The 23,428-nt window shown below is 58.6% G+C and carries 25 protein-coding genes, 2 tRNA genes and 1 pseudogene; 10 read left to right on the forward strand and 18 right to left on the reverse strand.

The genetic code is table 11. From position 1 onward, the window contains the following. Window positions 1-5: 5 nt before the first annotated feature. Window positions 6-449 carry a YccF domain-containing protein gene (locus tag D8B20_RS06455; RefSeq protein ID WP_145890442.1) on the reverse strand — a complete coding sequence of 148 codons (444 nt, stop codon included), beginning with the start codon at window positions 447-449 and terminating at the stop codon, window positions 6-8. A 123-nt stretch (window positions 450-572) separates the two neighbouring features. Here D8B20_RS06455 and helD point away from each other — a divergent pair, with 123 nt between their 5' ends. Beyond that, complete coding sequence (gene helD / locus D8B20_RS06460) at window positions 573-2,627, forward strand: DNA helicase IV (RefSeq protein WP_145888103.1); 2,055 nt, start codon at window positions 573-575, stop codon at window positions 2,625-2,627. 3 nt (window positions 2,628-2,630) lie between these two features. Here helD and D8B20_RS06465 read toward each other — a convergent pair whose 3' ends face one another. Next, the gene (locus D8B20_RS06465) at window positions 2,631-3,092 is read right to left on the reverse strand and encodes a methylglyoxal synthase (RefSeq protein WP_145888104.1); all 462 of its coding nucleotides are present in this window, start codon (window positions 3,090-3,092) and stop codon (window positions 2,631-2,633) included. A 66-nt stretch (window positions 3,093-3,158) separates the two neighbouring features. Continuing rightward, window positions 3,159-3,785, reverse strand: a complete 627-nt coding sequence (locus D8B20_RS06470) for a YccT family protein (RefSeq protein ID WP_145888105.1) — start codon at window positions 3,783-3,785, stop codon at window positions 3,159-3,161. A gap of 174 nt (window positions 3,786-3,959) precedes the next feature. Here D8B20_RS06470 and D8B20_RS06475 point away from each other — a divergent pair, with 174 nt between their 5' ends. Beyond that, on the forward strand, window positions 3,960-4,382 hold the full coding sequence (locus tag D8B20_RS06475; RefSeq protein WP_145888106.1) for a CoA-binding protein: 423 nt from the start codon (window positions 3,960-3,962) through the stop codon (window positions 4,380-4,382). Window positions 4,383-4,414: 32 nt separating this feature from the next. Here D8B20_RS06475 and hspQ read toward each other — a convergent pair whose 3' ends face one another. Beyond that, entirely contained in the window at window positions 4,415-4,732 is a 318-nt protein-coding gene (gene hspQ / locus D8B20_RS06480; RefSeq protein WP_145888107.1) for a heat shock protein HspQ, read from the reverse strand. A gap of 59 nt (window positions 4,733-4,791) precedes the next feature. After that, the gene (gene rlmI, locus D8B20_RS06485; protein ID WP_145888108.1) at window positions 4,792-5,982 is read right to left on the reverse strand and encodes a 23S rRNA (cytosine(1962)-C(5))-methyltransferase RlmI; all 1,191 of its coding nucleotides are present in this window, start codon (window positions 5,980-5,982) and stop codon (window positions 4,792-4,794) included. Between the two features lie 82 nt (window positions 5,983-6,064). Here rlmI and yccX point away from each other — a divergent pair, with 82 nt between their 5' ends. Then, a complete protein-coding gene (yccX, locus tag D8B20_RS06490; RefSeq protein ID WP_145888109.1) occupies window positions 6,065-6,343 on the forward strand; it encodes an acylphosphatase in 279 nt (92 codons plus the stop codon). Here yccX and tusE read toward each other — a convergent pair whose 3' ends face one another. Both tusE and yccA read right to left on the reverse strand, forming a co-directional pair. Then, window positions 6,344-6,670, reverse strand: coding sequence for a sulfurtransferase TusE (tusE, locus tag D8B20_RS06495; protein ID WP_145888110.1), 327 nt, complete (start codon window positions 6,668-6,670; stop codon window positions 6,344-6,346). A 96-nt stretch (window positions 6,671-6,766) separates the two neighbouring features. Beyond that, window positions 6,767-7,423, reverse strand: coding sequence for an FtsH protease modulator YccA (yccA, locus tag D8B20_RS06500; RefSeq protein ID WP_145890444.1), 657 nt, complete (start codon window positions 7,421-7,423; stop codon window positions 6,767-6,769). Between the two features lie 221 nt (window positions 7,424-7,644). Between yccA and D8B20_RS06505 the strand changes: the two genes are divergently transcribed. From D8B20_RS06505 to agp, 3 genes are all read left to right on the forward strand, one after another. Then, window positions 7,645-7,732, forward strand: a tRNA-Ser gene (locus tag D8B20_RS06505). 37 nt (window positions 7,733-7,769) lie between these two features. Next, window positions 7,770-7,857 (forward strand) — tRNA-Ser (locus D8B20_RS06510). Between the two features lie 244 nt (window positions 7,858-8,101). Beyond that, window positions 8,102-9,724 (forward strand): bifunctional glucose-1-phosphatase/inositol phosphatase, encoded by a 1,623-nt coding sequence (gene agp, locus D8B20_RS06515; protein ID WP_186454407.1) that lies wholly within the window; start codon window positions 8,102-8,104, stop codon window positions 9,722-9,724. 48 nt (window positions 9,725-9,772) lie between these two features. Here agp and D8B20_RS06520 read toward each other — a convergent pair whose 3' ends face one another. Genes D8B20_RS06520 through wrbA form a run of 3 tightly spaced genes read right to left on the reverse strand, consistent with a single transcriptional unit; the run spans window position 9,773 to window position 12,049 of the window. Beyond that, the gene (locus tag D8B20_RS06520) at window positions 9,773-11,146 is read right to left on the reverse strand and encodes an NAD-dependent succinate-semialdehyde dehydrogenase (RefSeq protein WP_145888112.1); all 1,374 of its coding nucleotides are present in this window, start codon (window positions 11,144-11,146) and stop codon (window positions 9,773-9,775) included. A 54-nt stretch (window positions 11,147-11,200) separates the two neighbouring features. Further along, entirely contained in the window at window positions 11,201-11,431 is a 231-nt protein-coding gene (locus tag D8B20_RS06525) for a YccJ family protein (RefSeq protein WP_145890446.1), read from the reverse strand. 18 nt (window positions 11,432-11,449) lie between these two features. Continuing rightward, a complete protein-coding gene (wrbA, locus tag D8B20_RS06530; RefSeq protein WP_145888113.1) occupies window positions 11,450-12,049 on the reverse strand; it encodes an NAD(P)H:quinone oxidoreductase in 600 nt (199 codons plus the stop codon). A 234-nt stretch (window positions 12,050-12,283) separates the two neighbouring features. On the opposite strand from wrbA, the gene D8B20_RS06535 reads away from it, so the two are divergent. Next, the gene (locus D8B20_RS06535; RefSeq protein ID WP_145888114.1) at window positions 12,284-13,198 is read left to right on the forward strand and encodes a DMT family transporter; all 915 of its coding nucleotides are present in this window, start codon (window positions 12,284-12,286) and stop codon (window positions 13,196-13,198) included. Here the strand turns inward: D8B20_RS06535 and rutG are convergent. From rutG to rutA, 6 genes are read right to left on the reverse strand one after another with little or no spacing between them, the layout of a single operon-like run. Then, on the reverse strand, window positions 13,195-14,520 hold the full coding sequence (rutG, locus tag D8B20_RS06540) for a pyrimidine utilization transport protein G (RefSeq protein WP_145888115.1): 1,326 nt from the start codon (window positions 14,518-14,520) through the stop codon (window positions 13,195-13,197). The two genes, D8B20_RS06535 and rutG, sit on opposite strands and share 4 nt — an antisense overlap. Window positions 14,521-14,565: 45 nt before the next feature. Then, on the reverse strand, window positions 14,566-15,087 hold the full coding sequence (rutF, locus tag D8B20_RS06545) for an NADH-dependent FMN reductase RutF (protein ID WP_145888116.1): 522 nt from the start codon (window positions 15,085-15,087) through the stop codon (window positions 14,566-14,568). Then, the gene (rutD, locus tag D8B20_RS06550) at window positions 15,084-15,905 is read right to left on the reverse strand and encodes a pyrimidine utilization protein D (RefSeq protein WP_145888117.1); all 822 of its coding nucleotides are present in this window, start codon (window positions 15,903-15,905) and stop codon (window positions 15,084-15,086) included. The genes rutF and rutD overlap by 4 nt, the downstream gene beginning before the upstream one ends. Continuing rightward, window positions 15,905-16,300: a pyrimidine utilization protein C gene (rutC, locus tag D8B20_RS06555; protein WP_145888118.1), complete on the reverse strand. Its 396-nt coding sequence runs from the start codon at window positions 16,298-16,300 to the stop codon at window positions 15,905-15,907. Before rutC ends, rutD begins: the two co-directional genes overlap by 1 nt. Before the next feature lie 34 nt (window positions 16,301-16,334). Further along, window positions 16,335-17,045 (reverse strand): pyrimidine utilization protein B, encoded by a 711-nt coding sequence (gene rutB / locus D8B20_RS06560; protein ID WP_145888119.1) that lies wholly within the window; start codon window positions 17,043-17,045, stop codon window positions 16,335-16,337. Then, window positions 17,045-18,136: a pyrimidine utilization protein A gene (gene rutA / locus D8B20_RS06565; RefSeq protein WP_145888120.1), complete on the reverse strand. Its 1,092-nt coding sequence runs from the start codon at window positions 18,134-18,136 to the stop codon at window positions 17,045-17,047. The genes rutB and rutA overlap by 1 nt, the downstream gene beginning before the upstream one ends. Before the next feature lie 297 nt (window positions 18,137-18,433). On the opposite strand from rutA, the gene rutR reads away from it, so the two are divergent. Together rutR and D8B20_RS06575 are read left to right on the forward strand one after the other, a co-directional pair. Next, window positions 18,434-19,069 (forward strand): HTH-type transcriptional regulator RutR, encoded by a 636-nt coding sequence (gene rutR, locus D8B20_RS06570; protein WP_145888121.1) that lies wholly within the window; start codon window positions 18,434-18,436, stop codon window positions 19,067-19,069. A gap of 22 nt (window positions 19,070-19,091) precedes the next feature. Further along, window positions 19,092-20,066, forward strand: a complete 975-nt coding sequence (locus tag D8B20_RS06575; protein WP_145888122.1) for a metal-dependent hydrolase — start codon at window positions 19,092-19,094, stop codon at window positions 20,064-20,066. An 86-nt stretch (window positions 20,067-20,152) separates the two neighbouring features. Here D8B20_RS06575 and cycA read toward each other — a convergent pair whose 3' ends face one another. Further along, window positions 20,153-21,544 (reverse strand): D-serine/D-alanine/glycine transporter, encoded by a 1,392-nt coding sequence (gene cycA / locus D8B20_RS06580; RefSeq protein ID WP_145888123.1) that lies wholly within the window; start codon window positions 21,542-21,544, stop codon window positions 20,153-20,155. Between the two features lie 285 nt (window positions 21,545-21,829). Between cycA and D8B20_RS06585 the strand changes: the two are divergent. After that, window positions 21,830-22,528: pseudogene (locus D8B20_RS06585) on the forward strand (extensin-like domain-containing protein). A 1-nt stretch (window position 22,529) separates the two neighbouring features. On the opposite strand, the gene D8B20_RS06590 reads toward D8B20_RS06585, so the two are convergent. Then, window positions 22,530-23,204, reverse strand: coding sequence for a DUF4396 domain-containing protein (locus D8B20_RS06590; protein WP_145888124.1), 675 nt, complete (start codon window positions 23,202-23,204; stop codon window positions 22,530-22,532). Between the last annotated feature and the right edge of the window lie 224 nt (window positions 23,205-23,428).

Genomic DNA, 23,428 nt, shown 5'->3' on the forward strand with positions numbered 1-23,428 from the left:
TGACCTCAGTAGCGGCGACGGGCGTTGGCTTCACGCGCGGCCTGCGCCTCTTCCACAGAGACCACGCGGCGACCAACCGGCCACAGCGCGATCGCGGCGATCTTAAAATGCGCCAGCCCGGTGGGAATGCCAATGATGCTCAGGCATTGCACAATACCGGTGGAGATATGGGCCATGCACAGCCACCAGCCGAAGAAAATCAGCCAGAAGACGTTAAGGAAGGTGCCCCCGGCATTCATCACGGCATTTTTACTTTCGGGACGCAGCACGTCCACATGTACTGCTTCATTACCAAACGGCAGCAGTGAAAGTTTAGTAATTTCCCAGCAGGATCGCGTTAGCGGCAGCGTAAAAATCAGCACGATGCTGATCGCCGTGGCAAACAGCCAGCAAAGGGTAGTAAAAAATCCACCCAGCACGAAGTTAAGAATGTTCAGTACGGTGCGCATCACGCATTTTTCCTTTTGCAATCCGTAATATGTGACGCCAAGTTTAGCCTGTTTTAAGGCTGGAGCGCTAAGGGTCTGACAGGTAAACTGCGCGATAAGTGAATTCCACATGACGGTGCGAAGATGGAACTGAAAGCAACATCCATGGGCAAACGGCTGGCGCAACACCCTTATAACCGGGTGCGCCTTTTAGCGGCCGGCGTGGAAGTCAGTGGCGAGCGCCATGAATACCTTATTCCGTTTAACCAGCTGCTTGGTATCACCTGCAAGCGCGGGCTGGTGTGGGGCGAGCTGGAGTTTTTACTGCCGGAAGAACAAGTGGTGCGGCTGCACGGCACGGAATGGCAGGAAACGCAGCGTTTTTTTCACTATCTGCAGCAGGCGTGGCAGGCCTGGAGTGAGGAGATGAGCGACGTCAGTGCCCGGGTACTGACGGAGCTGCAGCAGCAGATCGTGGCTTTTACCGATCAGGATCGCTGGCTGAAGCGCAGCGAGCTGGCCACGCTGCAGTCAACTATTCAGCAGCAGTTTGCTGCGCTGCCCCTGCCGCTGATGCGTCTTGAAGCCTTTGATAACTGTCGGGCGCAGTGGCGCTTTTGCCAGCAGTGGCTGGAGCAGGGCGAAGCGGCGATTCGCCAGCGCAATCGTGCGTGGACCGCGCGCGTCATTCAGGCGAATCAGCCCTTCTTCTCCACCGTAGAAACCACGCCGCTCAACCCGTCGCAGTGCGAAGCGGTGGTCAATGGTGAGGATGCGCTGCTGGTGCTGGCCGGTGCCGGCAGCGGAAAAACGTCGGTGCTGGTGGCGCGCGCGGGCTGGCTGCTGCAGCGCAGGCTGGCGCAGCCGGATCAGATTCTGCTGCTGGCGTTTGGCCGCCAGGCAGCTGAAGAGATGAATGCGCGTATTCAGGCACGGCTGGGCGAAAGCGCCATTCAGGCGCGCACATTTCACGCGCTGGCGCTGCATATCATCCGGGAAGGCAGTAACAAACAGCCGGCGATCACCAAACTGGAAAGCGACAGCAAGGCGCGTCACCGGTTGCTGATTGATACGTGGCGTGAACAGTGCAACAGCAAAAAGACTCAGGCCAGCGGCTGGCGACAGTGGTTACAGGAAGAGCTGATGTGGGACGTGCCGGAAGGCGCGTTCTGGCAGGACGATAAACTGGCTCAGCGCCTGGCGTCACGCCTTGAACGCTGGCTGGGGCTGATGCGTATGCACGGTGGGGCACAGGCCGCCATGATCGATGACGTGCCCGAGGCGCTGCGTGACCGCTTTAGCAAACGCATCAGGCTGATGGCACCGCTGCTTAAAGCGTGGAAAAGCGCGCTGAAAGAAGAGGGCGCGGTCGATTTCGCCGGTCTGATTCATCAGGCGATTGCTATCCTGGAGAAAGGCCGTTTCATCAGCCCGTGGAAACACATTCTGGTGGATGAGTTTCAGGACATCTCGCCGCAGCGTGCTGCACTGCTGACTGCGCTGCGTGCGCAGAATAAGCGCACCAGCCTGTTCGCGGTAGGGGATGACTGGCAGGCCATCTACCGCTTCAGCGGTGCGGAAATGAGCCTGACCACGGCGTTTCATCACTACTTTGGCGAAGGCGATCGCTGCGTGCTGGATACCACCTACCGCTTCAACGATCGCATCGGCGATATCGCTAACCGGTTTGTGCAGCAGAATCCGCATCAGCTGCGCAAGCCGCTTAACAGCCTGAGCAAAGGCAATAAAAAGTCTGTCACGCTGCTGCCCCAGGATCAGCTGGAGCCGTTACTGGATAAGCTGAGTGGTTACGCAAAGCCTGATGAACGTATCCTGCTGCTGGCGCGTTATCACCATCTGCGCCCGGCGATCCTTGATAAAGCCGCGACCCGCTGGCCAAAACTGCAGCTGGCATTTATGACCATCCATGCCAGCAAAGGTCAGCAGGCGGAGTACGTGATTGTGCTGGGGCTACACGACGGGCGGGATGGTTTTCCGGCGCAGGCGCGCGAATCGATCATGGAAGAGGGGCTGCTGCCGCAGCCGGAAGCATTCGAACATGCCGAGGAGCGGCGGCTGGCATACGTGGCGCTGACCCGCGCGCGTCAGCAGGTCTGGCTGCTGTTCGATAAAGCGCAGCCTTCCGTGTTTGTGGAACATTTCCGCGAACTGGGCGTGCCGCAAAACCGGAAGGCCTGAGGGCTAGCGCGCCAGCCGTTGCGTGAGGTACTGCTGATAGTCAGGAATCTGAATGTCTGTCTCACCGGCAAACAGCGGAGAGCGGATGATAAAATCAGCGGTGCTGCGGTTGGTCGCGACCGGAATGTTCCACACGGTCGCCAGACGCAGCAGCGCTTTGACATCCGGGTCGTGCGGAACGGCGTTCAGCGGGTCCCAGAAAAACACCAGCACATCAATTTTCCCTTCGGCGATCAGCGCGCCAACCTGTTGATCGCCGCCCATCGGGCCGCTCAGCATGGCATTGACCTCCAGACCGGTATGACGATTGATCAGATTGCCGGTGGTGCCGGTGGCGTAAAGCACATGCGGCTGCAGCGCCGGCTGATTGAGGCCAACCCACTTCAGCAGCGCGGCTTTACAGTGATCGTGGGCGACAAGGGCGATGTGTTTTTGCGTATGCAGAGTACGGACGGTTTGCTCCATGGGGTTTCCTGTTTCAGCGCGGGCAAAAAGTAGGTACCCGAGTTTACCCCCGCTGTTTCTCCGCTATCAACTTGCGCGTAAGGTTTTCATCCAGCTGAGGAAACGCTGCCGGGTCGCGGCATCAAAACGCTGAAACCAGCGCTGCAGCGCCGGCAGATCGCTGGCATCCTGCCATGCAAAATCAAGATCCAGACTGGCTTCCGTTACCGGTGCCGACTGCAGGGCAAAGCGGGGCACTGAAGCGGCCTGCGACGTGCGGTTATACTTCACCATCGCTTTTTCCATATCGCCGCTGCTTTCCGGCGGCAGCCGATCGCGAATACTGGCTATTTCATTGCCGCGCTCATCGACCAGCCGGAAGTTGAGCGATTTATCAAACACGTTCCGCTCGCGATGGTTGGTAAGGGCAGGCAGGCGGATGGCAACGGAATGGGCATCCGCGGTGAAGGTGACAATCATGGGCACCGACTGGAAATGCGTTGCATCGGCGCACGGTTTCTCCACGCGAAACAGGAACTGATGCTGACCGCGCTCCAGCTCAAGGCTATCCGCACCTTTCAGCAGCGAGCCTGAGATTTTACGCCCATCCAGCACCAGCAGATCGATCTGCGGATCGAGCTTCAGCGTGATGGCATGGCAGGATGCCGATACGAGTAACACGAGTAAACCCGTAGCAGCCAGAGACAGCTTCATTTCAACTCCCGAAACAGGGGAAAACGGATGATGTGTAGCAAATTTTTACATTATGGCAGTAAATTTACATTTTAACATATTTATTCGTGCTGCCGCGCAAAGTTTTCATGCGCTGCGCTTGCATCCGGCGTTGTAATGCCATCTACACTCAGGCGAGCGAATAAGGAGAACTGCATGAACGATCAAACAATCCGCGATGTGCTGACCCGGACCAAACGTATTGCGCTGGTGGGCGCCAGCGACCGTCCTGAACGGCCCAGCTATGGCGTAATGAAATTTTTGCTCGAACAGGGCTATGAGGTGATTCCGGTCAGTCCGAAACTGGCGGGTCAGCAGTTGCTGGGACAGACGGCGTATGCCACGCTGGCTGAGATCCCGGGAAAAGTGGATATGGTAGATGTGTTTCGGAACTCAGAAGCGGCCTGGGGCGTTGCGCAGGAGGCCATCGCTATTGGTGCGGATACGCTGTGGCTGCAGCTGGGCGTAATCAACGAGCAGGCAGCGGTACTGGCGCGGGATGCCGGGTTAACGGTGATCATGGATCGCTGTCCGAAAATTGATATTCCGCGGCTGGGTTTGACTCGCAGCGCGTCATAAAGCAAAACGGCGACCTCAGGTCGCCGTTGTCATTAATGGCGCAGGCTCGGTGCCTGCAGCTGCTGCCGGATCGAGGCGGCGAGTTCATCCATTGAGGGTTGTTCCGGATGCTCAAACGAGGTTTCACCTGCCAGCTGAATTTCAGCGACATAGGTGTGAACCTGTTCCCCTTCCTCATCTTCCATCACCACATGATACCAGGGGGCGGCACGCAGTGATTCAGTTGCGCCCACTTCATCCAGCTCTGGTTCATCCAGCGAATACTCCGGATCGACATCCACGATTACGCCGAGCACGCCGGAGAGACGGTGCCGGACCTGCTGTCCAATTCCAAACTTACTGGCAATCATAGTGACCTCCCAAAACTTTGCCCTGCAACCGATATGGGGGCAGGGAAAGTGTTTTCAAGTCACAGCACGCGGCAGGCAAAGCCTTTCAGATAAAGCCCTTCAGGATAGCTGGCGATCACCGGATGATCGGCCGCCTGACGGAACTGTTCTATAAATTGTACATCACGACCGGCATCCACGGCGGCATCAGCGATAATTTTCTGGAACAGATCGGTTGCCATCAGCCCGGAACAGGAAAAGGTCAGCAAAATGCCGCCGGGGTTCAGCAGCTGCATCGCCAGCATATTGATATCTTTATAACCGCGGCAGGCTCCCATCAGCTGATTTTTGTTCTCCACAAATTTCGGCGGATCCATCACGATCAGGTCGAATTTCTCTCCGCTGTCGCGATAGCGACGCAGCAATTTGAAGACGTCGTCCCGCAGGAACTGCGCACGGCTCAGGTCCAGGCCATTCAGTTCTACGTTCTGCTTTGCCACATCCAGCGCATCCTGCGAGGTGTCGACGCTGATCACCTCACGGCAGCCGCCCAGCAGGGCCGACACGGCAAATCCGCCGGTATAAGAGAAGCAGTTCAGCACGCGGGCGTTCTCCGCATAGCGGCGGGTAGCAAAGCGGCTGTCGCGCTGATCGAGGTAGTAGCCGGTTTTATGGCCGCCCTGAATGTCCACCAGCAGTTTCATGCCGTGCTCGGTAATGGGCAGCAGCGCAGGCGGCAGCTCGCCGCAAACCGGGCCCTGAGCCAGCTCCAGCCCCTCTTTTTTGCGGACGGCAACGTCGGAACGATCGTAGATGGCGCATTCCGGGAAGCAGTGCTGCAGCGCAGAAACAATGGCGGGGCGCTGATATTCCGCACCGGCTGACAGCAGCTGCAGAACAAGGAAGTTACCGAAGCGGTCGATGGTGACGCCGGGCATGCCGTCTGATTCACCGGCGATCAGGCGATAGCTATCCAACCCGTCGCGTTTTGCCAGCCAGCTGCGCCACTGCTGAGCCTGCCTGAATCCACGCTCGAAGAAGGCGATATCGATTGATTCGTCCTGCTGCCAGCTCCAGACGCGGGCACGAATTTGCGACTGAGGGGAATACGCGGCGCGAGCCAGCCATTTACCATTGCTGTCGCAGACATCAATGGTTTCACCCGCCTGGGCTTTTCCTTCCATGCGGGCAACGGCCCCGGAGAAAACCCAGGGATGGCGACGGAGCAGGGATTTTTCACGTCCCTTAGCGAGAATCAATCGAACAGTCATGTTTGCTATGCTTACCTGAAAAAATGAGGCGCCATTCTCCGGTGGATGGCAGCAAAATGCAACGCACAAAGGGGCGATCGCGATGGCGGGCACAGGCTACAAAATCTGGGTAAACGGACGGGTGCAGGGCGTGGGGTTTCGTTATTATACGCAGGCGAAGGCCAGAGAGCTGGGCCTGACCGGCTATGCACACAACCTGCAGGATGGCAGTGTGGAGGTGCTGGCTGTCGGCGACGACGCGCCGCTTCAGGCCTTCATCAATTGGCTGAAGGCAGGAGGCCCCGCCAGCGCCGAAGTGGAAAACGTGCTGGTTGAACCCCATCAGCCTGCCAGCCCACCGGCGGGCTTTACGACCGGCTAATCACAGGCATTTTGCCGGCTTAGGCAGTCCGGCAATTTTGGTCGCCTGTTTGGCCGGGCCTTCCGGAAACAGGCGGAACAGATACCGGCTGTTGCCTTTTTCTTCGCCATATTTCTGCGCCATGGCCTTAACCAGCATGCGCACCGCCGGCGATGTATTAAATTCCTGATAAAAGGCGCGCACAAAGTGCACCACTTCCCAGTGTGCGTCACTCATTTCGATCGCTTCGTGCTGTGCGATCTCGGCGGCCAGCTCTTCACTCCAGTCCGCACTGTTTTTCAGATAGCCTTCTGCATCAGTGGCAATCTCTTTACCGGCAAAAATCACAATTCATCCTCATTACGTCAACGTGACAAGTGTAAATTCGTCCGGGGCTAAAAAGCAAAAACCCCGCCGGAGCGGGGTCAGAATTCACCGGACGGCTTAGTCGCGGCTGGCGAAGCCCAGCAGGCTGAGCAGGCTGACAAAGATATTGTACAGCGAGACATACAGGCTGACGGTGGCGCGGATATAGTTGGTCTCACCGCCGTGAATGATGTTGCTGGTTTCCCACAAAATCGCGCCGGCGGAGAACAGGATAAACAGCGCGCTGATCGCCAGATGCAACGCCGGCAGCTGCAGGAACAGGTTCGCCACCACGGCAACCAGCAGCACCACAAAACCGGCCATCATCATACCGCCAAGGAAAGACATATCGCGGCGCGTGGTCAGCACATAAGCAGAGCAGCAGAAAAATACCAGTGCGGTGCCGCCCAGCGCCATGGCAATCACATCCCCCATGCCGGCCGACAGGAATGAACTCAAAATCGGACCAAGGCAGTAACCCAGGAAGCCGGTGAAGGCAAACGCAGCCAGAATGCCGGCCGGACTGTTAGCCAGACGGTAAGTCAGGAACATCAGGCCATAAAAGCCGACCAGCATCAGAATCAGACCCGGCGAGGGCAGGGCAAAGACCGTGCTGAGGGTGGCCGTGACGGCAGAAAAAGCCAGCGTCAGGCCCAGTAAAAAGTAAGTGTTGCGCAGAACTTTATGCGTCGTGATGAGTGACTGCTGCTGTGAGGTGCTGATTATTCTGTCCATCATGTACTCCTTATCGAGAGAACACCAAATATGGGCTGAGAATACGCAGCGGTCCCGGGACAGAAAAGGCGTTTTACCCTTCTTTACGCGATAAATTGCTGTTTCGCTGAGCAGAATGGCGATTAAGACGGCGAAAAAACATTTTTTGGCTGTTTTTCAGCCGAACGCATCACGCCATGCTTTACATCGTTCGGGGGGATGTTTATAGTGCGCCTCATTGCGGAGGGGTGGCCGAGCGGCTTAAGGCAGCGGTCTTGAAAACCGCCGATGGGAAACCATCCGAGAGTTCGAATCTCTCCTCCTCCGCCACTTCACTCTCGCAGACTGAAGTGACAAAAAAATTTCAGGAGGGATGGCCGAGTGGCTTAAGGCAGCGGTCTTGAAAACCGCCGATGGGAAACCATCCCAGAGTTCGAATCTCTGTTCCTCCGCCATATCTGAGAAGCCCGCAGCAATGCGGGCTTTTCGCTTTTCTGCTTTCCACCTTTCCGAAAAAAAACGCCCCGGCGGTCTGGAACCGACGACGCGCGCGTTTACTGCTATAGTCCATTCACGGTTTTTGCAAACATCTGGCGATTTTCCGAGGCAAGCTGAGTTACACTGTGCAGTAATTCGCTCTTTGGCGGCTAATCGTTTGAATGCCAGAGTGTTTCACTGATGAATTATGGAATAGGCACAATGATCAAGAAACTGAGTCTTTGCGCGTTGTCAGTTATCGCAGCACTTCCCGTGGGGATGAGCGCTTACGCTGCGGATGGAGATATGCAACTGCAGCAGGTACTGATGCTGAGCCGTCACAACCTGCGCGCCCCGCTGGCCACCAATGGCAGCGTGCTGGAGCAATCCACGAAAAAAAGCTGGCCGCAGTGGGACGTAGCCGGCGGCGAGCTGACCACCAAAGGCGGTGTGCTGGAAGTCTATATGGGGAATTACACCCGTCAGTGGCTGGCCCAGCAGGGGCTGGTGCAAAACGGCAGCTGCCCGGACAGCAGCAGCATCTTTGTTTACGCCAACAGCCTGCAGCGCACCGTCGCCACGGCCCAGTACTTTGTGACCGGCGCTTTCCCGGGTTGTGATATCGCGGTAACCCATCAGGATGCCATGGGCACCATGGATCCGGTGTTTAACCCGGTGATTACCGACGACAGCGAAGCTTTCAATAAAAAAGCCCTGGCGGCGATGACCGCAGCGAATGAGAAATTAGCGCTGAAACCGGCGCTGCAGCGGCTGGAAAAAATTATCGATTACAAATCTTCTCCGGCCTGCAACGGCAAAAAACAGTGCGATTTAAGCAGCGGTGATAATACCTTTACCGCCGAAAACGGCAAAGAGCCAGGCGTTAACGGTCCGCTGAAGACGGGCAACTCGCTGGTGGATGCCTTCACGCTGCAATATTACGAAGGTTTCCCGGCCGATCAGGTTGCCTGGGGCCAGATCAAAACCCCGGAGCAGTGGAAAGAGCTGGCGGCAATCAAAAACGGTTATCAGGACGCCCTGTTTACGTCGCCAGAGGTAGCGCGTGATGTGGCTGCTCCGCTGGTGGACTATATCCGCAGCCAGCTGGTTGATCAGGACAAAGCCAGTGCTCCGAAAGTGACGCTGATGGTGGGGCATGATTCCAACATCGCCTCCTTGCTGAGTGCGCTGCAGGTGAAGCCCTACGAGCTGCCGGGCAATGATGAAAAAACGCCGATTGGCGGCCAGGTGGTATTCGAACGCTGGCACGATGCGAAAAACAACAAAGATTTGCTGAAGGTGGAATACGTTTACCAGACGGCCGATCAGCTGCGCAATGCCGACGTGCTCAGCCTGAAGAATCCGCCGAAGCGTGTGACGCTGCAGCTGGCGGGCTGCGATACCGATGCAAACGGCTACTGCAGCTGGGAACAGTTCACCACGGCGCTGAACACGGCGCTGCAGGGGACGCCGCTGCAGCCAGCCGCTCAGCCGGCAGCGGCCGCCGCGAATCCGGCACCGCAGGCCGACCAGGCCAGCGCGGATAAGGCGAAAGCAGACAGCACCGATAACGCAGCGGCCGATAAAGCCAGCGCCGATAAGGCCGCGGCTGACAAAGCTGCCGCACAGAAGGCCGCCGATGATAAAGCCGCAGCGGAGAAAGCCAAAGCGGATAAAGCGGCCGAAGAGAAGGCAAAAGCTGAAAAAGCCGCTGCGCAGAAAGCGGCAGAAGACAAGGCCAAAGCAGATGCGGCCGCCGCGCAAAAAGCGCAGGCCAATGCGACGCCAGCCAAACCGGCAGGTGACGCCGCGCCGGCACAGCAGCCAGCCGCAGCAGCTAACTAAGCGACAACCGATAAAAAACCCCGCCGCAGCGGGGTTTTTTTTATGGCTTTATCCGGCCACCACCACCAGTTTCTGATTGGCGAACTCTTTAATGCCCAGGTCAGAAAGCTCCCGGCCATAGCCGGATCGTTTCACGCCGCCAAACGGCAACCCGGGTGCGGTATCACTCTGTGAGTTGATAAACACCATGCCGGTTTCAATCTGCGAGGCCATCTTCCGGCCGCGCGCGATGTCTTTAGTCCACACCGAACCACCAAGGCCGTAGTGAGAGTCATTGGCAAGGGCGACCGCGGCGCGATCGTCCGCCACCACATACACCTGCGCCACCGGGCCAAAAAACTCCTGATAGTAAGCCGGATTGTCAGGCGTCAGACCGGTGAGTATTGTCGGCTGATAGTAGCAGCCCACGCCCTCAATGACCCGGCCGCCCAGCGTCACGCGCGCACCGTGCTGCACGGCTTCCTCTACCTGTTTCACCAGCCGGTCGCGGGCATCTTTCGAGGAGAGGGGACCCAGCGTGGTGTTTTCATCCAGCGGATCGCCCGGCCTCGCAGCCTGCAGCGCGGCGGTAAAGGCTATCATGAAGCGATCGGCGATTTTCTCATGCAGAATGAAGCGCTTTGCAGCGGTACAGACCTGACCACAGTTGCTCAGACGCGCCTGCGCGCCCTGACGTGCGGCTTCCTCTACATCAGCATCATCCAGCACCACAAACACATCGTTGCCACCGAGCTCCAGCGTGGATTTCTTCAGATGTTTACCGGCCTGTTCGGCGACGGCGCTGCCGGCACGTTCGGAACCGGTCAGCGCGACGCCCTGCACGCGGGGATCGGCAATCAAACCGGCGACCTGCTCGCTGGAGATAAACAGATTCGTCCAGGCGCCCTCAGGGGCACCCGCTTCCAGAACAAGTTTTTCAAAGACGTCAGCGCAGTGCGGTACGATATTCGCGTGTTTTGCCAGCACCGGATTGCCCAGCGCCAGGTTCGGAGCCAGCACGCGCATCAGCTGGTAATAAGGGAAGTTCCAGGGTTCAACCGCCACGATCACGCCAATCGGATGGTACTCCAGCCAGGCGTCACCGGCGTCGCTGGGATAAGGCTGCGCGGCAAGAAAGGTTGCCGCGTGTTCCGCGTAGTAGCGTGCGATACTGGCGCAGATTTTGACTTCTCCACGGCTCTGGCCAATCAGCTTACCCATCTCTTTGCTGGCAATGGTGGCCAGCTCATCCACACGCTGATCAATCAGATCCGCCAGGCGATGCAGCACCTGCAGCCGCGGCTGGATATCGCCTTTGCTCCACGCAGAATGATACAGCGCGTCGGCGGTATGCAGCGCCTGCTGTACATAGGCATCGTCATGCCCGGGCCAGGTTTTCAGCAGGGTGTTACTGGCGGGGTTCATACTTTGATAGGCAGACATAACAGCTCCCTGGTCGTATCAGATCAAGAAAGGCGGGACCAGCCCGCCTGTGAATCAGACATTTTTACGTTCGACGGTCTTATCGTCCCACGTCAGCACGTCCTGATCGGTCTTCTCAAACGCCCGAATCAATACGTCATCGCTGCCCTGCTGGCGCCAGATCTCTTCGGCCAGACGTTCATCGTAATTAGCGACTTCAAAGATCGCCTCGGCAATTTCCGGGGAAGTGTGACGCAAGCTGGCCCATTCGCCCACGTGGTGAGCTTTCGACTGTTCTGTAGTCATCATTGTCTCCTGTGGTGATTATCCTTTCAGTTTTACCGCCAGTCCGGCGACGTATTGCCCCTGATAGCGGGCTATTCCCAGCTCTTCGGCAGACGGCTGGCGAGAACCATCGCCGCCTGCGAGCGTGGTGGCACCGTAAGGCGTACCGCCACGCACCTGGGAAATATCGAAGAGTTCCTGCGTACCGTAGCCAATCGGCACGATGACCATGCCGTGGTGCGCCAGCGTGGTCCACACCGAGGTGATGGTCTGTTCCTGGCCGCCGCCGGTTCCGGTGGAAGCAAACACGCTGGCAATTTTGCCGTAGAGTGCGCCTGAGGCCCACAGACCGCCGGTGCGGTCCCAGAAGTTACGCATCTGTCCGGCCATGTTGCCAAAGCGCGTTGGGGTGCCAACGATAATGGCATCATACTGCGGCAGATCGTCCGGTTTCGCCTCGGCCGCCGCCTGATTAACCTTACCGCCGACCTCCGCAAAGCGGGCGGCGTCCATACTTTCCGGCACGCGCAAAATAGTAACTTCTGCACCGCTCACGCTTTTCGCGCCTTCTGCCACCGCCTGCGCCATCGTTTCCACATGACCATACATTGAGTAGTAAAGCACCAGTACTTTTGCCATCGCTCTCGTCCCGTTAGGTGTGGTGAGTAGAAAAGAGTATAGAAGAGGCTGCGGCAGGTGCCGCACAGAGGCTGCGCAATCGGCTGCTGCGCCGCTTTTATACCGCAGTGAAACGGCAGCGGGCAGGGCAGCGGTATGTGTTGCAAAGTGTAAACAGCAGCAACCGACAGCATGCATTGCAATCCCCGCCCGGAATCAGCAAAAATAGCCCCTTATTCGTTACCCGGGTGCCTTATGTCCGTTTCAGCTTCCCGCCTCAGCCTGCGTATTTCACGTCAGGAGCTGGTGCTCATTTTTATTACGATGGTCTGGGGTGGCACCTTTCTGGTGGTGCACCGGGCAATGGCCCATTCCGGCCCCTTCTTTTTTGTCGGGTTGCGTTTTGCTGCGGCCTCGCTGCTGCTGGCGCTGTTTTTCCGCCGTCATCTGCGTCAGGTTAGCTGGCTGGAGCTGCGGGCTGGCGCGCTGATTGGCATCGCCATCGCCGGTGGCTATGGCCTGCAAACCTGGGGGATGCAGACCATATCCAGCAGCCAGTCGGCCTTTCTGACCGCGCTGTATGTGCCGGTGGTGCCGCTGCTGCAATGGCTGTTTTTACGCCGTCCGCCGGGCGTGATGGCATGGGTAGGTATTCTGCTGGCGTTCACAGGTCTGGTGCTGGTGGCCGGTCCGCAGGAGGGCCGGCTGGCGCTGAACGCCGGCGAGATCGCCACGCTGCTCAGCACGCTGGCGATCGCCGCAGAAATCATTCTGATTAGCCGCTTTGCCGGTCAGGTGGATGTGCGGCGGGTAACGCTGATCCAGCTGATGGTGGCGTCAGTCTGCGCGTTTATTTTTATGATTCCGAATGGCGAATCCCTGCCGGTGCTGTCCGCGCCACTGCTGTTCAGTGCGCTGGGGCTGGGTGCCGCCAGCGCCTTTATTCAGGTGACAATGAACTGGGCGCAGCGCAGCGTCTCGCCCACGCGTGCCACGGTGATCTACGCGGGCGAGCCGGTGTGGGCGGGCGTGGTAGGACGTCTGGCGGGGGAGCGCCTGCCGGCAGCGGCGCTGCTCGGTGGTGTACTGATTGTCTGTGGCGTGATTGTCAGTGAACTGCGCCTGCGGCGTAAAAAAGCGGTGCCAAAACAGGCACCGCAGGAACCTTAAGGATGCTGCCGGGCTGTCTGCTGCTGTCGGACGGCCCCGCGGCGCTGCAGAATGACGTTGAGGATAATGGCGCCAAAGGTTGCCGTGCCGATGCCACCCAGCGTGAAGCTGCCGATTTTCAGCGCAAAGTCTCCTGCGCCCAGCACCAGCGTGGTGGCAACCATAATCAGATTGCTGTTCTGGCTGAAATCCACCTGGTTCTGCAGCCAAATCCGCGCGCCCGCTACGGCAATCAGGCCGAACACCACGATTGACGCGCCGCCGATGACCGGGCCGGGAATGGTGTGAATCAACGCGCCAAATTTGGGTGAAAAGCCCAGCACCAGCGCGATCAGCGCGGCCGCCACAAAGGCCAGCGTGGAGTAAACCCGCGTGACCGCCATGACGCCAATGTTTTCCGCATAGGTGGTGACGCCGCTGCCGCCAAGCGATCCTGACAGCAGGGTTGCCAGACCATCCCCGACAAACGCCCGGCCCATCCAGGGATCGAGATTACGCCCGGTCATGCCGGCCACGGCTTTCAGGTGACCCAGATTTTCCGCCACCAGAATAATTGCCACCGGCGCGATCATCACTATCGCCTGCAGATCAAACACCGGCGCGGTGGTGTGCGGCAGGCCAAACCACGCTGCCTGCGCCACGCCGCTGAAGTCCACCGGCTTGCCAAAGCCAAGCACGTTGGTCAGCAGCGCATAGATTGCCCAGGCCACCATCAGCCCGACGAGAATCAGCAGTCGCTGCACCATGCCGCGGGTAAACACCGCCACCAGACCGATGCACAGCACAGTCATGACCGCCATCCAGCTTTCGAACATCGAGGATGAGACGCTGTGCACCGCAATGGGTGCCAGGTTCAGCCCAATCGCCATCACCACCGCACCGGTCACCACCGGCGGCATCAGTCGTTCGATCCAGCCGGTGCCCACTTTCATGACCAGCAGACCGATCAGCGTATAGAGCGCACCGCAGGCGATAACCCCGCCCAGTGCCAGCCCCAGATGCGGATTAAGTCCCTGACCGCTGAAGCCGGTCACGGCAATCACCACGCCAACAAAAGCGGCGCTGGAACCGAGATAGCTCGGTACGCGTCCGCCGGTGATGACGAAAAACAGCAGGGTGCCGATGCCAGAAACCAGAATGGCCAGATTGGGGTCCAGCCCCATCAGCAGTGGCATCAATACCGTTGCGCCAAACATGGCCACTGCATGCTGCAGCCCGAGAACGCACGTTTGCCCCAGGGGCAAGGTTTCGTCCGGGGCGATCAGCCCGTCATCGCTCATCGCTGACTTTTTCTGCCAGCGGGGGAACCAGGAACTCGCCATCTTCTTCTCCAGGGTAAGGGGAAAGCGGGCCGCAGGGTGGCGGCATTAACGGGCATCCTGCCGCAACAGCGTACGATAGCCACGGTCAAACCATGCCAGACCGGGCTTCGCCTCATCGCGCGTCAGCGCCATGACTTCACAGAGCAACACATCGTGCGTGCCTGCGCTGACCGCCTGAGTGATAACGCAGTCAAAGGAAACCAGTGCGCCCACCAGCTGCGGCGAGCCGCCGGGCAGGGTATGCCAGCGAGCCGCGGCAAAGCGATCGGCCATGGCGGTTTTGCCCCCAAACAGCGTGGACAGCGTTTCCTGGCCGGCTGCCAGCGTGTTCACGCACAGCACGCCGTTTTCACGGAAGAGAGGCCAGACCGAGGCACCACGATTGAGACAAACCAAAAGCGTCGGCGGGGTATCCGTTACGCTGCATACGGCGGTGGCGGTAAAGCCGGCGCGGCCCGCGGGCCCGTCGGTGGTGACAATGTTGACTGCCGCGCCCAGTGAAGCCATGGCGTGGCGAAAATCCTGCTGACTGACGCCGGTGACATCCGGCAATGCGTGAAGGCTCATGCTGTCTTCTCCGTGGTTTGCGTAACGCGGCTGGCGGGTGTGGCAGTGGCCGTCAGCCAGTCCAGCAGGTGTCGGTTAAAGGTGTCTGCATCGGTCACGCTCATGGCATGGCCGCCCCAGGCCATCTCGATGAGCGTGCTCGCCGGCAGCGCCTGTGCCAGCGCCACCGAACAGCTCCAGGGCACCAGCAGGTCGTCCTGGCTGCAGATCACCAGCACCGGCTGCGTAATGCCGGCAGCCGATGCGCGAAAATCCGCGCACTTCAGGGCGTGCAGACGCCGCAGCAGGGTTTCCATTCCCTGAAAATGTGCGACGTGCTGCGCATCTTCTGCGCTGATACGCATCTGGTTTTGCGCCAGCCACTCGGCCGGATAGAGAAACAGCGGCTGCGCGCGCACAAACGCCTCCACCCCGACGTTCAGCAGCAGATCCTGGCGCACCTGAAAGCAGCGTTCCGTATGGGCATGCAGCGCCAGCCAGCCGTTAATCACCGCCACCCGTCCCACGCGGGCAGGAAAATCCTGCGCCAGCTGCAGGCCCACCAGGCCGCCCAGCGCGTGTCCGATAATGTCATAGCGGGCAATGCCGCGCTGTGCCAGCGCTTCCGCCAGCTCAGCGGCCATCATCGCCATGCTGTAGCCTTCCGGCAGCGTACCGGCGCTGCGGCCGGTGCCGCGCTGATCGTAGGTCACCACGCGGTAGTGCGGCGTGAGCGCCGCCAGCTGCGGCTGCCAGAAGCCGGCCACGCCACCCAGTCCGGATGACAGAACCAGCGTCGGCGCATCGTCAGCGGTGAGTCCGTGAATATCCAGCTGCATCAGGCCTCCTGTTTGCCGATGTGCGCCACGCTGGCGATCTCCACCAGCGCATCCGGTTTCACCAGCCCGCACTGAATACAGAAGCGCGCCGGTTTCTCGCCGGGAAAGAACTCTGCGTAAACCTGATTAATGGCGGCGTAATGCTGCCAGTCAGTAATAAAAATCGAATTGAAGGTGACATCCGCCAGCGTGCCGCCAGCGGTTTCAATGACCCTGCGGATGGTCTCCAGCACGTGGCGGGTTTGCGCGGCGGCATCCCCGACGTGTACCACATTGTTATCTGCATCAAACGGCAGCGTACCGGACACGTACACCACGCCATCGGCCAGCGTTCCCGGCACAAACGGAGCGATCGGGGTGCCGCTGCCAGGCGGAATAATCACACTTTTAGGCATCTCTTTTCCTCAGAATTGCAGGTGCACTGGCACGTCAGCGTTGTAAGGCTTCACAGAAGGTCGCGGTGTCGCTGACCCAGCCAAAAAAGGTTTCGATATTGAAAATGGCGGCCTGCTGGGCGAAGGGCGGGCCGGCCTGATAGGTGGCGTCTTCCAGCACCACGCCGAAGTACTCAAGGAAAAAGCCGTCGCGCAGCGTGGATTCCACGCACACGTTGGTGGCAATGCCGGTAAACACCAGGTGACGGATGCCGCGACTGCGCAGCATGCTGTCGAGCGGCGTATTGAAAAAGCCGCTGTAGCGCGGTTTGGGTAGCACAATATCGCCCGGCTGCGGCACCAGCTCATCCACCAGCGCATAGTCCCAGCTGCCTTTTGCCAGCAGCGTGCCCTGCAGTTCCGGCTGTTTACGCATGGTTTTCAGCGCATTGGATTTGTGAAAGTTCGGGGAGCCGGCATCACCCGCTTCGACATACTGATCGTCCCAGCCATTCTGAAACCAGATAATTTGCATGCCGGCGGCGCGGGCCGCCGTAACCGCCTGATGAATTTTTTTGATCACCGGCTGGGTGGCGGAGACATCAAATCCGGCCAGATCGAGATACCCGCCCGGCGTGGCATACGCATTTTGCATATCCACGACGATCAGCGCGCTCTGCGCCGGGGGCAGTGCAATAGGTTCCGGACGGGCGGGCAGGGTCAGCTGCGGCAGTTCACGGGTATGGGCACAGGTCACAACAGACATTACGCTACCTCCTGTTGTGCGGTAAGCAGTGCGCGACGGCACGCCATCAGCGGCTGAATACGCTCGCCAAAATCTTCAATCCCCTGCAGGAAATCATCGAAGGTCAGCAGCACGCCCTGCGTGCCGTCCACCCGGGCGACTTCATCCAGCATGCGTGCCACACTGGCATACGAGCCCACCAGCGTGCCCATGTTGATGTTTACCGCCGATGTCGGGTCTGCCATCTGACGCACGTTGGTGTCGCTGCCGGATTTGGTGTCCTGCTGGCTCTGGGTGGTGAGCCAGGCCAGCGCTTCTTCGTCAGCGCCGGCTTTGTAGTGCTCCCATTTCTCCCGGGCGGCCTCGTCGGTTTCCGCGGCAATGATCATAAACAGCACATAGGAGCCGACATCGCGGCCGGTGGCGGCGGCAGCCTGCTTCATACGCGCCGCCGTGGGCGCGAAGGCCGCAGGCGTATTGACGCCTTTACCAAAGCAGAAGTTGTAATCGGCGTGCTGCGCAGAGAACGCCATGCCTGCGTCGCTCTGACCGGCACAAATCACTTTCATGGGTTTCTGCGGGCGCGGGCTGACACGGCAGTCGTTCATGGTAAAGAACTGCCCTTTGAAATCACTCTGCCCTGTGCCCCATAAATCGCGCAGGACGGTGACGTATTCCGTCAGGTACTGATAGCGGCTGGCGAAATACTCATCCCCTGGCCACAGCCCCATCTGCTCATACTCGGGTTTCTGCCAGCCGGTGACCAGGTTGACGCCAAAGCGGCCACCGGAGATGGAATCAATGGTGGACGCCATACGTGCGACGATCGCCGGAGGCAGCGTCAGCGTGGCGGCCGTGGCATAAATTTCAATGCGTGAAGTGACGGCGGCCAGGCCAGCCATCAGCGTGAAGGATTCGAGGTTATGATCCCAGAACTCTGTTTTGCCGCCGAAACCGCGCAGCTTGATCATCGAGAGCGCAAAATCGAAGTGATAGTGTTCGGCTTTCTGCACGATGGCTTTATTGAGTTCAAAAGTAGGCTGATATTGCGGCGCATGGGTCGAGATAAGCCAGCCGTTGTTACCGATAGGAACGAAAACGCCAATTTTCATGTGAAACCTCGCTCTGCCTGTTAGGGAATTGCTTCACGCGCTGCGCTGCATCCTGCACACATCCTGTGGGCGGCGCTCAGGGTAACAAGTGCAAGCGCCGTGCCACATCAATTAAATTCTTTTAAAACATAAAGTTATTTAAGAAGGAAAATACCGGTTGCTATTTCGGACCGTTTGGTCAAAACAAATTGCACAGTATTCAGGCGTCGTCTGGGCAAAAAAGGTGCATGGCGCGCATTAGGCGTGACGCAGGGGCTTTGCTATGATGCCTGCTCGCCCTAAGGATGAGGTCACAGAGTGAAAAGCGATGAAAAAAAACCGGGACGACGTTCGCGGGCGGTTGCCGCGAAACGTGCAGCCATTCTGGAAGCCGCGCTGACGTTCTTTTCGCAGTTTGGCATTCACGGCACCAGCCTCGACAAAGTGGCGGAGCGTGCCGAGGTGTCGAAAACCAACCTGCTTTACTACTATCCTTCCAAAGAAGTGCTCTACGTGGCGGTGCTGAAAGAGATTCTGGATGTGTGGCTCGCGCCGCTGCGCGCACTGCGTCACGATCAGGATCCGCTGGCCGCTATCCGCAAATATATTCGCCTGAAGCTGGAAGTCTCGCGCGATCATCCGCAGGCCTCGCGGCTGTTCTGTCTGGAGATGCTGCAGGGTGCGCCGCTGCTGAAAGGGGAGCTGGCCGGCGATCTCAAAGCGCTGGTGGATGACAAAGCGGCCATTATTGAACGCTGGATTGCCGAAGGGCGGCTGGCCGGGGTTCAGCCGCAGCACCTGTTTTTTTTACTGTGGGCCACAACCCAGCACTATGCGGATTTTGCCTCGCAGGTCGAAGCCATTACCGGCCAGACGCTGAACGACCCGGCGTTTTTCGAACAGACGCTGGAAAATGTACAGCGCATGATCATTGAGGGGATTCGCGTCCGCTGATCCCGTTTTATCAGGAGCACGCATGGATTCGCTATCACAACTGACGCTGGGCGCTGCGGTTACCGTAGCGGTGATGGGCAAACGCGTGCCGCTGTGGCAGTCGGCGCTGGTAGGGGCCGTGGCCGGTACGTTGCCGGATCTCGATGTGTTTGTCGATCATGGCGATGCCATCCGCAATATGACGCTGCACCGCACTGAAAGTCATGCGCTGCTGCTGCTGACGCTGATTGCTCCGCTGTTGGGCTGGCTGGTGGCCGGCATGACGCGCAGCCGGCCTTACTGGCGCAGCTGGTGCCTGGCAATCTGGCTGGCGCTGATTACGCATCCTTTGCTCGATCTCACCACGGTATACGGCACGCAGCTGGGCCTGCCGCTGACTGATTTCCCGTTTGCTATCGGCAGTATGTCTATCGTTGATCCGCTTTACACCTTGCCGCTGCTGCTGGCACTGGGCGTGGCGCTGTGGCGGCGTGATGCGCGCGGCTTGCGCTGGAATCGGGCGGGGCTGCTGGTGAGCACGCTCTATCTGGGCTGGAGTATGCTGGTGCAGGCGTTTGCCACCCACCAGATTGAACAGGCGCTGGTGCGTCAGGCGGTGCAGCCGCAGCAGGTGCTGGTCACGCCGACGGCATTCAATACGCTGGTGTGGCGCACGGTGGTGATGACGCCGGAGCGCTACGGTGAAGCTTACTGGTCGCTGTTGTCGCCCTCCCGTCCGCTGGTAATTCGCTGGTTCGACCGGCATGCCGCGCTGTTCGAAGGCTTCAGGGGCGAGTGGCACGCTGAGCGCGTGGCTTGGTTCAGTCATGGCTTTTACGCGCTGCGTCAGCAGGGAACCGACACGCTGATTGCCGATTTACGCATGGGGGAAGCGCCGGATTACACCTTCACCTTTAATCTCGGCACGCCGCAGCAGCCGGCGGCAGCACCCGAAAGACAACCTTCCGTCCGGCCTTCGCTGTCGCAGGCCTGGCATAAGCTGCGTGAACGGCTATAGCCGTACACGCCGCCGCAGTGGTCAGTCGCCGCGAATAAAAAAAGCCGTCACCACGGTGACGGCTTTCAGCAGCGCAGGCTGAAGGATCAGGCTTTGCGCCGGCGCAGCAGCCAGCCCATGGTCAGCAGGACGAACCACAGTGGCGTCACCATCAGTGCCTGGCGTGTGTCTTCCTGCAGCGTGAGCAACACCAGCACAAAGGCAAAGAACGCCATGCAAACCCAGCACATCAGTTTACCCAGCGGCATCTTAAAGGTTGACTGCGCATGACGCTGCGGATGCTGTTTACGGTACGCCAGATAGCTGCACAGAATGATGGTCCAGACGAACATAAACAGGATCGCCGACACCGTGGTCACCATGGTGAATACCGTCATCACGTCCGGAATCAGATAGATCAGCGCGACACCTGCCAGCAGGCACATGCAGGAGAAGAACAGGCCCGTGGTAGGCACCGCGCGGGCGGAGAGCCGGCCAAAGGCTTTATGTGCCACACCCTGTTCCGCCAGGCCATACAGCATGCGGCTGGTGGAAAAGATCCCGCTGTTAGCGGAAGATGCCGCAGAAGTCAGCACCACAAAGTTCACGATACTCGCCGCTGCAGGCAGGCCGATCAGAACAAACATCTCTACAAACGGGCTGCGATCGGGCATGACCTGATTCCACGGCGTCACGGCCATGATCACCAGCAGCGCCAGCACGTAAAACATAATGATACGCAGGGGAATCGCATTGATGGCGCGCGGCAGCACTTTATGCGGATCTTTGGTTTCCGCTGCCGCCGTGCCGACCAGCTCAATCCCCACAAAGGCAAAGACCGCAATCTGGAAGCCGGCAAAAAAGCCGCTCAGCCCTTTCGGGAACAGGCCGCCGTGATCCCAGATATTGCTCAGTGCGGCGGTGCTGCCGCCAGGGGAAGGGTAGTGCATGCTGACCAGCACAATGCCGGTGACAATCAGCGCCACAATGGCGACGATTTTGATAATCGCGAACCAGAACTCCATTTCACCAAACAGCTTTACCGTGGCGATATTCAGCGCAAGGAACACAAAGACGCAGAGCAGGGCGCTCATCCAGATGGAGAAATCCGGGAACCAGAGCTGGAAATAGGCGCTGATAGCAACCACATCCGCAATGCCGGTCACCACCCAGCAAAACCAGTAGGTCCAGCCGGTAAAGTAGCCCGCCCAGGGGCCGAGTAAGTCGGCGGCAAAATCGCTGAACGACTTGTACTCAAGGTTGGAAAGCAGCAGCTCGCCCATGGCGCGCATGACGAAAAACAGCATAAAGCCGATGATCATATAAACGAAAATGATCGACGGCCCTGCCAGGCTGATGGTTTTGCCGGAGCCCATAAACAGACCGGTGCCGATAGCACCGCCGATGGCAATCAGCTGGATGTGACGATTATGCAGGTTGCGCCGGAGTTTTTCCGGCTGTTCGGCCTCAACGGGCACCGCTTTGGATTGATCAACCATAAAGATATCTTTCCTGTCTTGATGTTGTGTCAGCTCTGCTGGCTGTTAGATAAGGTGCTGTTGCACAGGGCAAGAGGGCATAAGATAGAGGAAAGGCCACCGGTCTCGGTAATGGTTTTTAAACATTTGTGACCTTTTGCGTGCTTTACCGTGTCAGAAAATATTTACAAGGCAGCGGCGAGGGTCATTTTGGGTAAATCTTCAGCAAAGCGGCCAGTTTCAGCGCGTTGCGCGCGGCGGGCTTCTACACTTGGTGATTTCGTAACTCCCTAAAAGTGAGGCACCGTGCGCGCAATTCTGGCGATTATGCTGCTGGCGTTGGGCGGCTGGTGGAGCCTGCCGTGGCTGAAAACGCATCTGCCCCCGCAGTGGAATCCCTTCACGCCGCTACAGGTTACCGATCCGCCCGGCTGGCTGACGCGCTATAAACTGCAGCGCCTGAGCGCTCAGCCGCAAGCCTGTCTGGCGGTGATGAGGCAGGCGCGTGAGCAGGGACGCGTGCAGTTCCGCGAACTGCCGCCATTGCGCGGCGACTGCGCCATTGACCAGCCGTTGCGCATCACCGGCTTTGGTGCGGTCTCGCTCAGCAGCAGCTTCCTCGCCAGCTGCCCGATGGCGGTGGCCAGCACCCTGTATGTCACCCGCAGTGATGCAGTGCTGCAGCAGGCAGGCATTGCCAGCCCGCTGCGGCGCATTGCACACGTCGGCAGCTATGCCTGTCGCAATATTTATCATCGCCAGACAGGAAGACGCAGCGAGCATGCCACGGCGGATGCCTGGGATGTGACAGGTTTTCAGCTGGCGAATGGCCGCTGGCTGGAAGTGGGAAAAAACTGGCAGCAGCCGGCGTAATCCGCCGCTGCGCTGCATGCCCTGTGGCAGAGCGGCTGTGCCACCTTTGGCAATGCGCTGGGGCCGGATTATAACGCCGCCCACGCCGGGCATTTTCACCTTGGCATGCGCGGCGCAGGCTTTTGTCGCTGAGTCATACGGCCGGATTGAGGCCGCGTTTTATCAGAAAATGGTTAGCGGGCCAGGAGAATATAAAGCCGATCATCATCGCCAGCTGCAGCATAAACCAGAAGGGAACCCGCAGCGGGTTAATTTGCTGATTCAGGACATATTTCAGGGCCAGCGCCATAAAGATAAAAATGCCCGACTGATAAATCAGCAGCGGAAAGGTTTCTGTTTTAAACGCCAGTAACAGCGCCCGGCCAAATGAACAGCGTTCCCGCTGACGGATAGCCAGAAACTGAAAAAATAATCCCAGCAAAAATGCCAGCGCCAGGCTAATCAGTGCCTGTAATCCTAATTGAGGATTAATTGCGAAATGATTTAACAGCGTGATCAGTGGCAATGACAGGACATCGCCCATAATACAGGCCGCAGCCGATAATGAGGTGGAAATAAAAATTGTCTGCCAGCTGGTATAGCGCTGCGGACCGGCCGGGGCCAGCAGCGCCAGCTTTGCCTGCCGCGAGGGTTGTCGTCCCAGATACCACCATGCGAGCCAGCCGAAAAACGGCATATAGAGTCCGGTAAGCGGCCAGACGATATTCATCACCGCCACCGGATGCGGATGACGAAAGAGATCTTTCATGATCATCAGGGCGGTGCAGCCGCCCACAACAAGGAAAGGTAATGCTAACTGGTTCAGCATAGTCAGTCTCGCTAAGTTCCCGAAGACGCGCCGCAGCCCGTCTGGTGCGTGCTGCGACAAGACGTTGCGCCTGCAACGTGTTGCTGCCGGAAATACCTCTTACCTGCTAAGAGTAGCCGGAAAAGCAGCAGACGGAAATCCGCTGCAGAGGGTAAAGGCGATGATTCTCTGCAGGAATGGATGGAATTAAGAATAAGTCGATACTCAACAGCAGTTAAATTATT

Source organism: Candidatus Pantoea soli, from assembly GCF_007833795.1.
GTDB classification, from domain to species: domain Bacteria; phylum Pseudomonadota; class Gammaproteobacteria; order Enterobacterales; family Enterobacteriaceae; genus Pantoea; species Pantoea soli.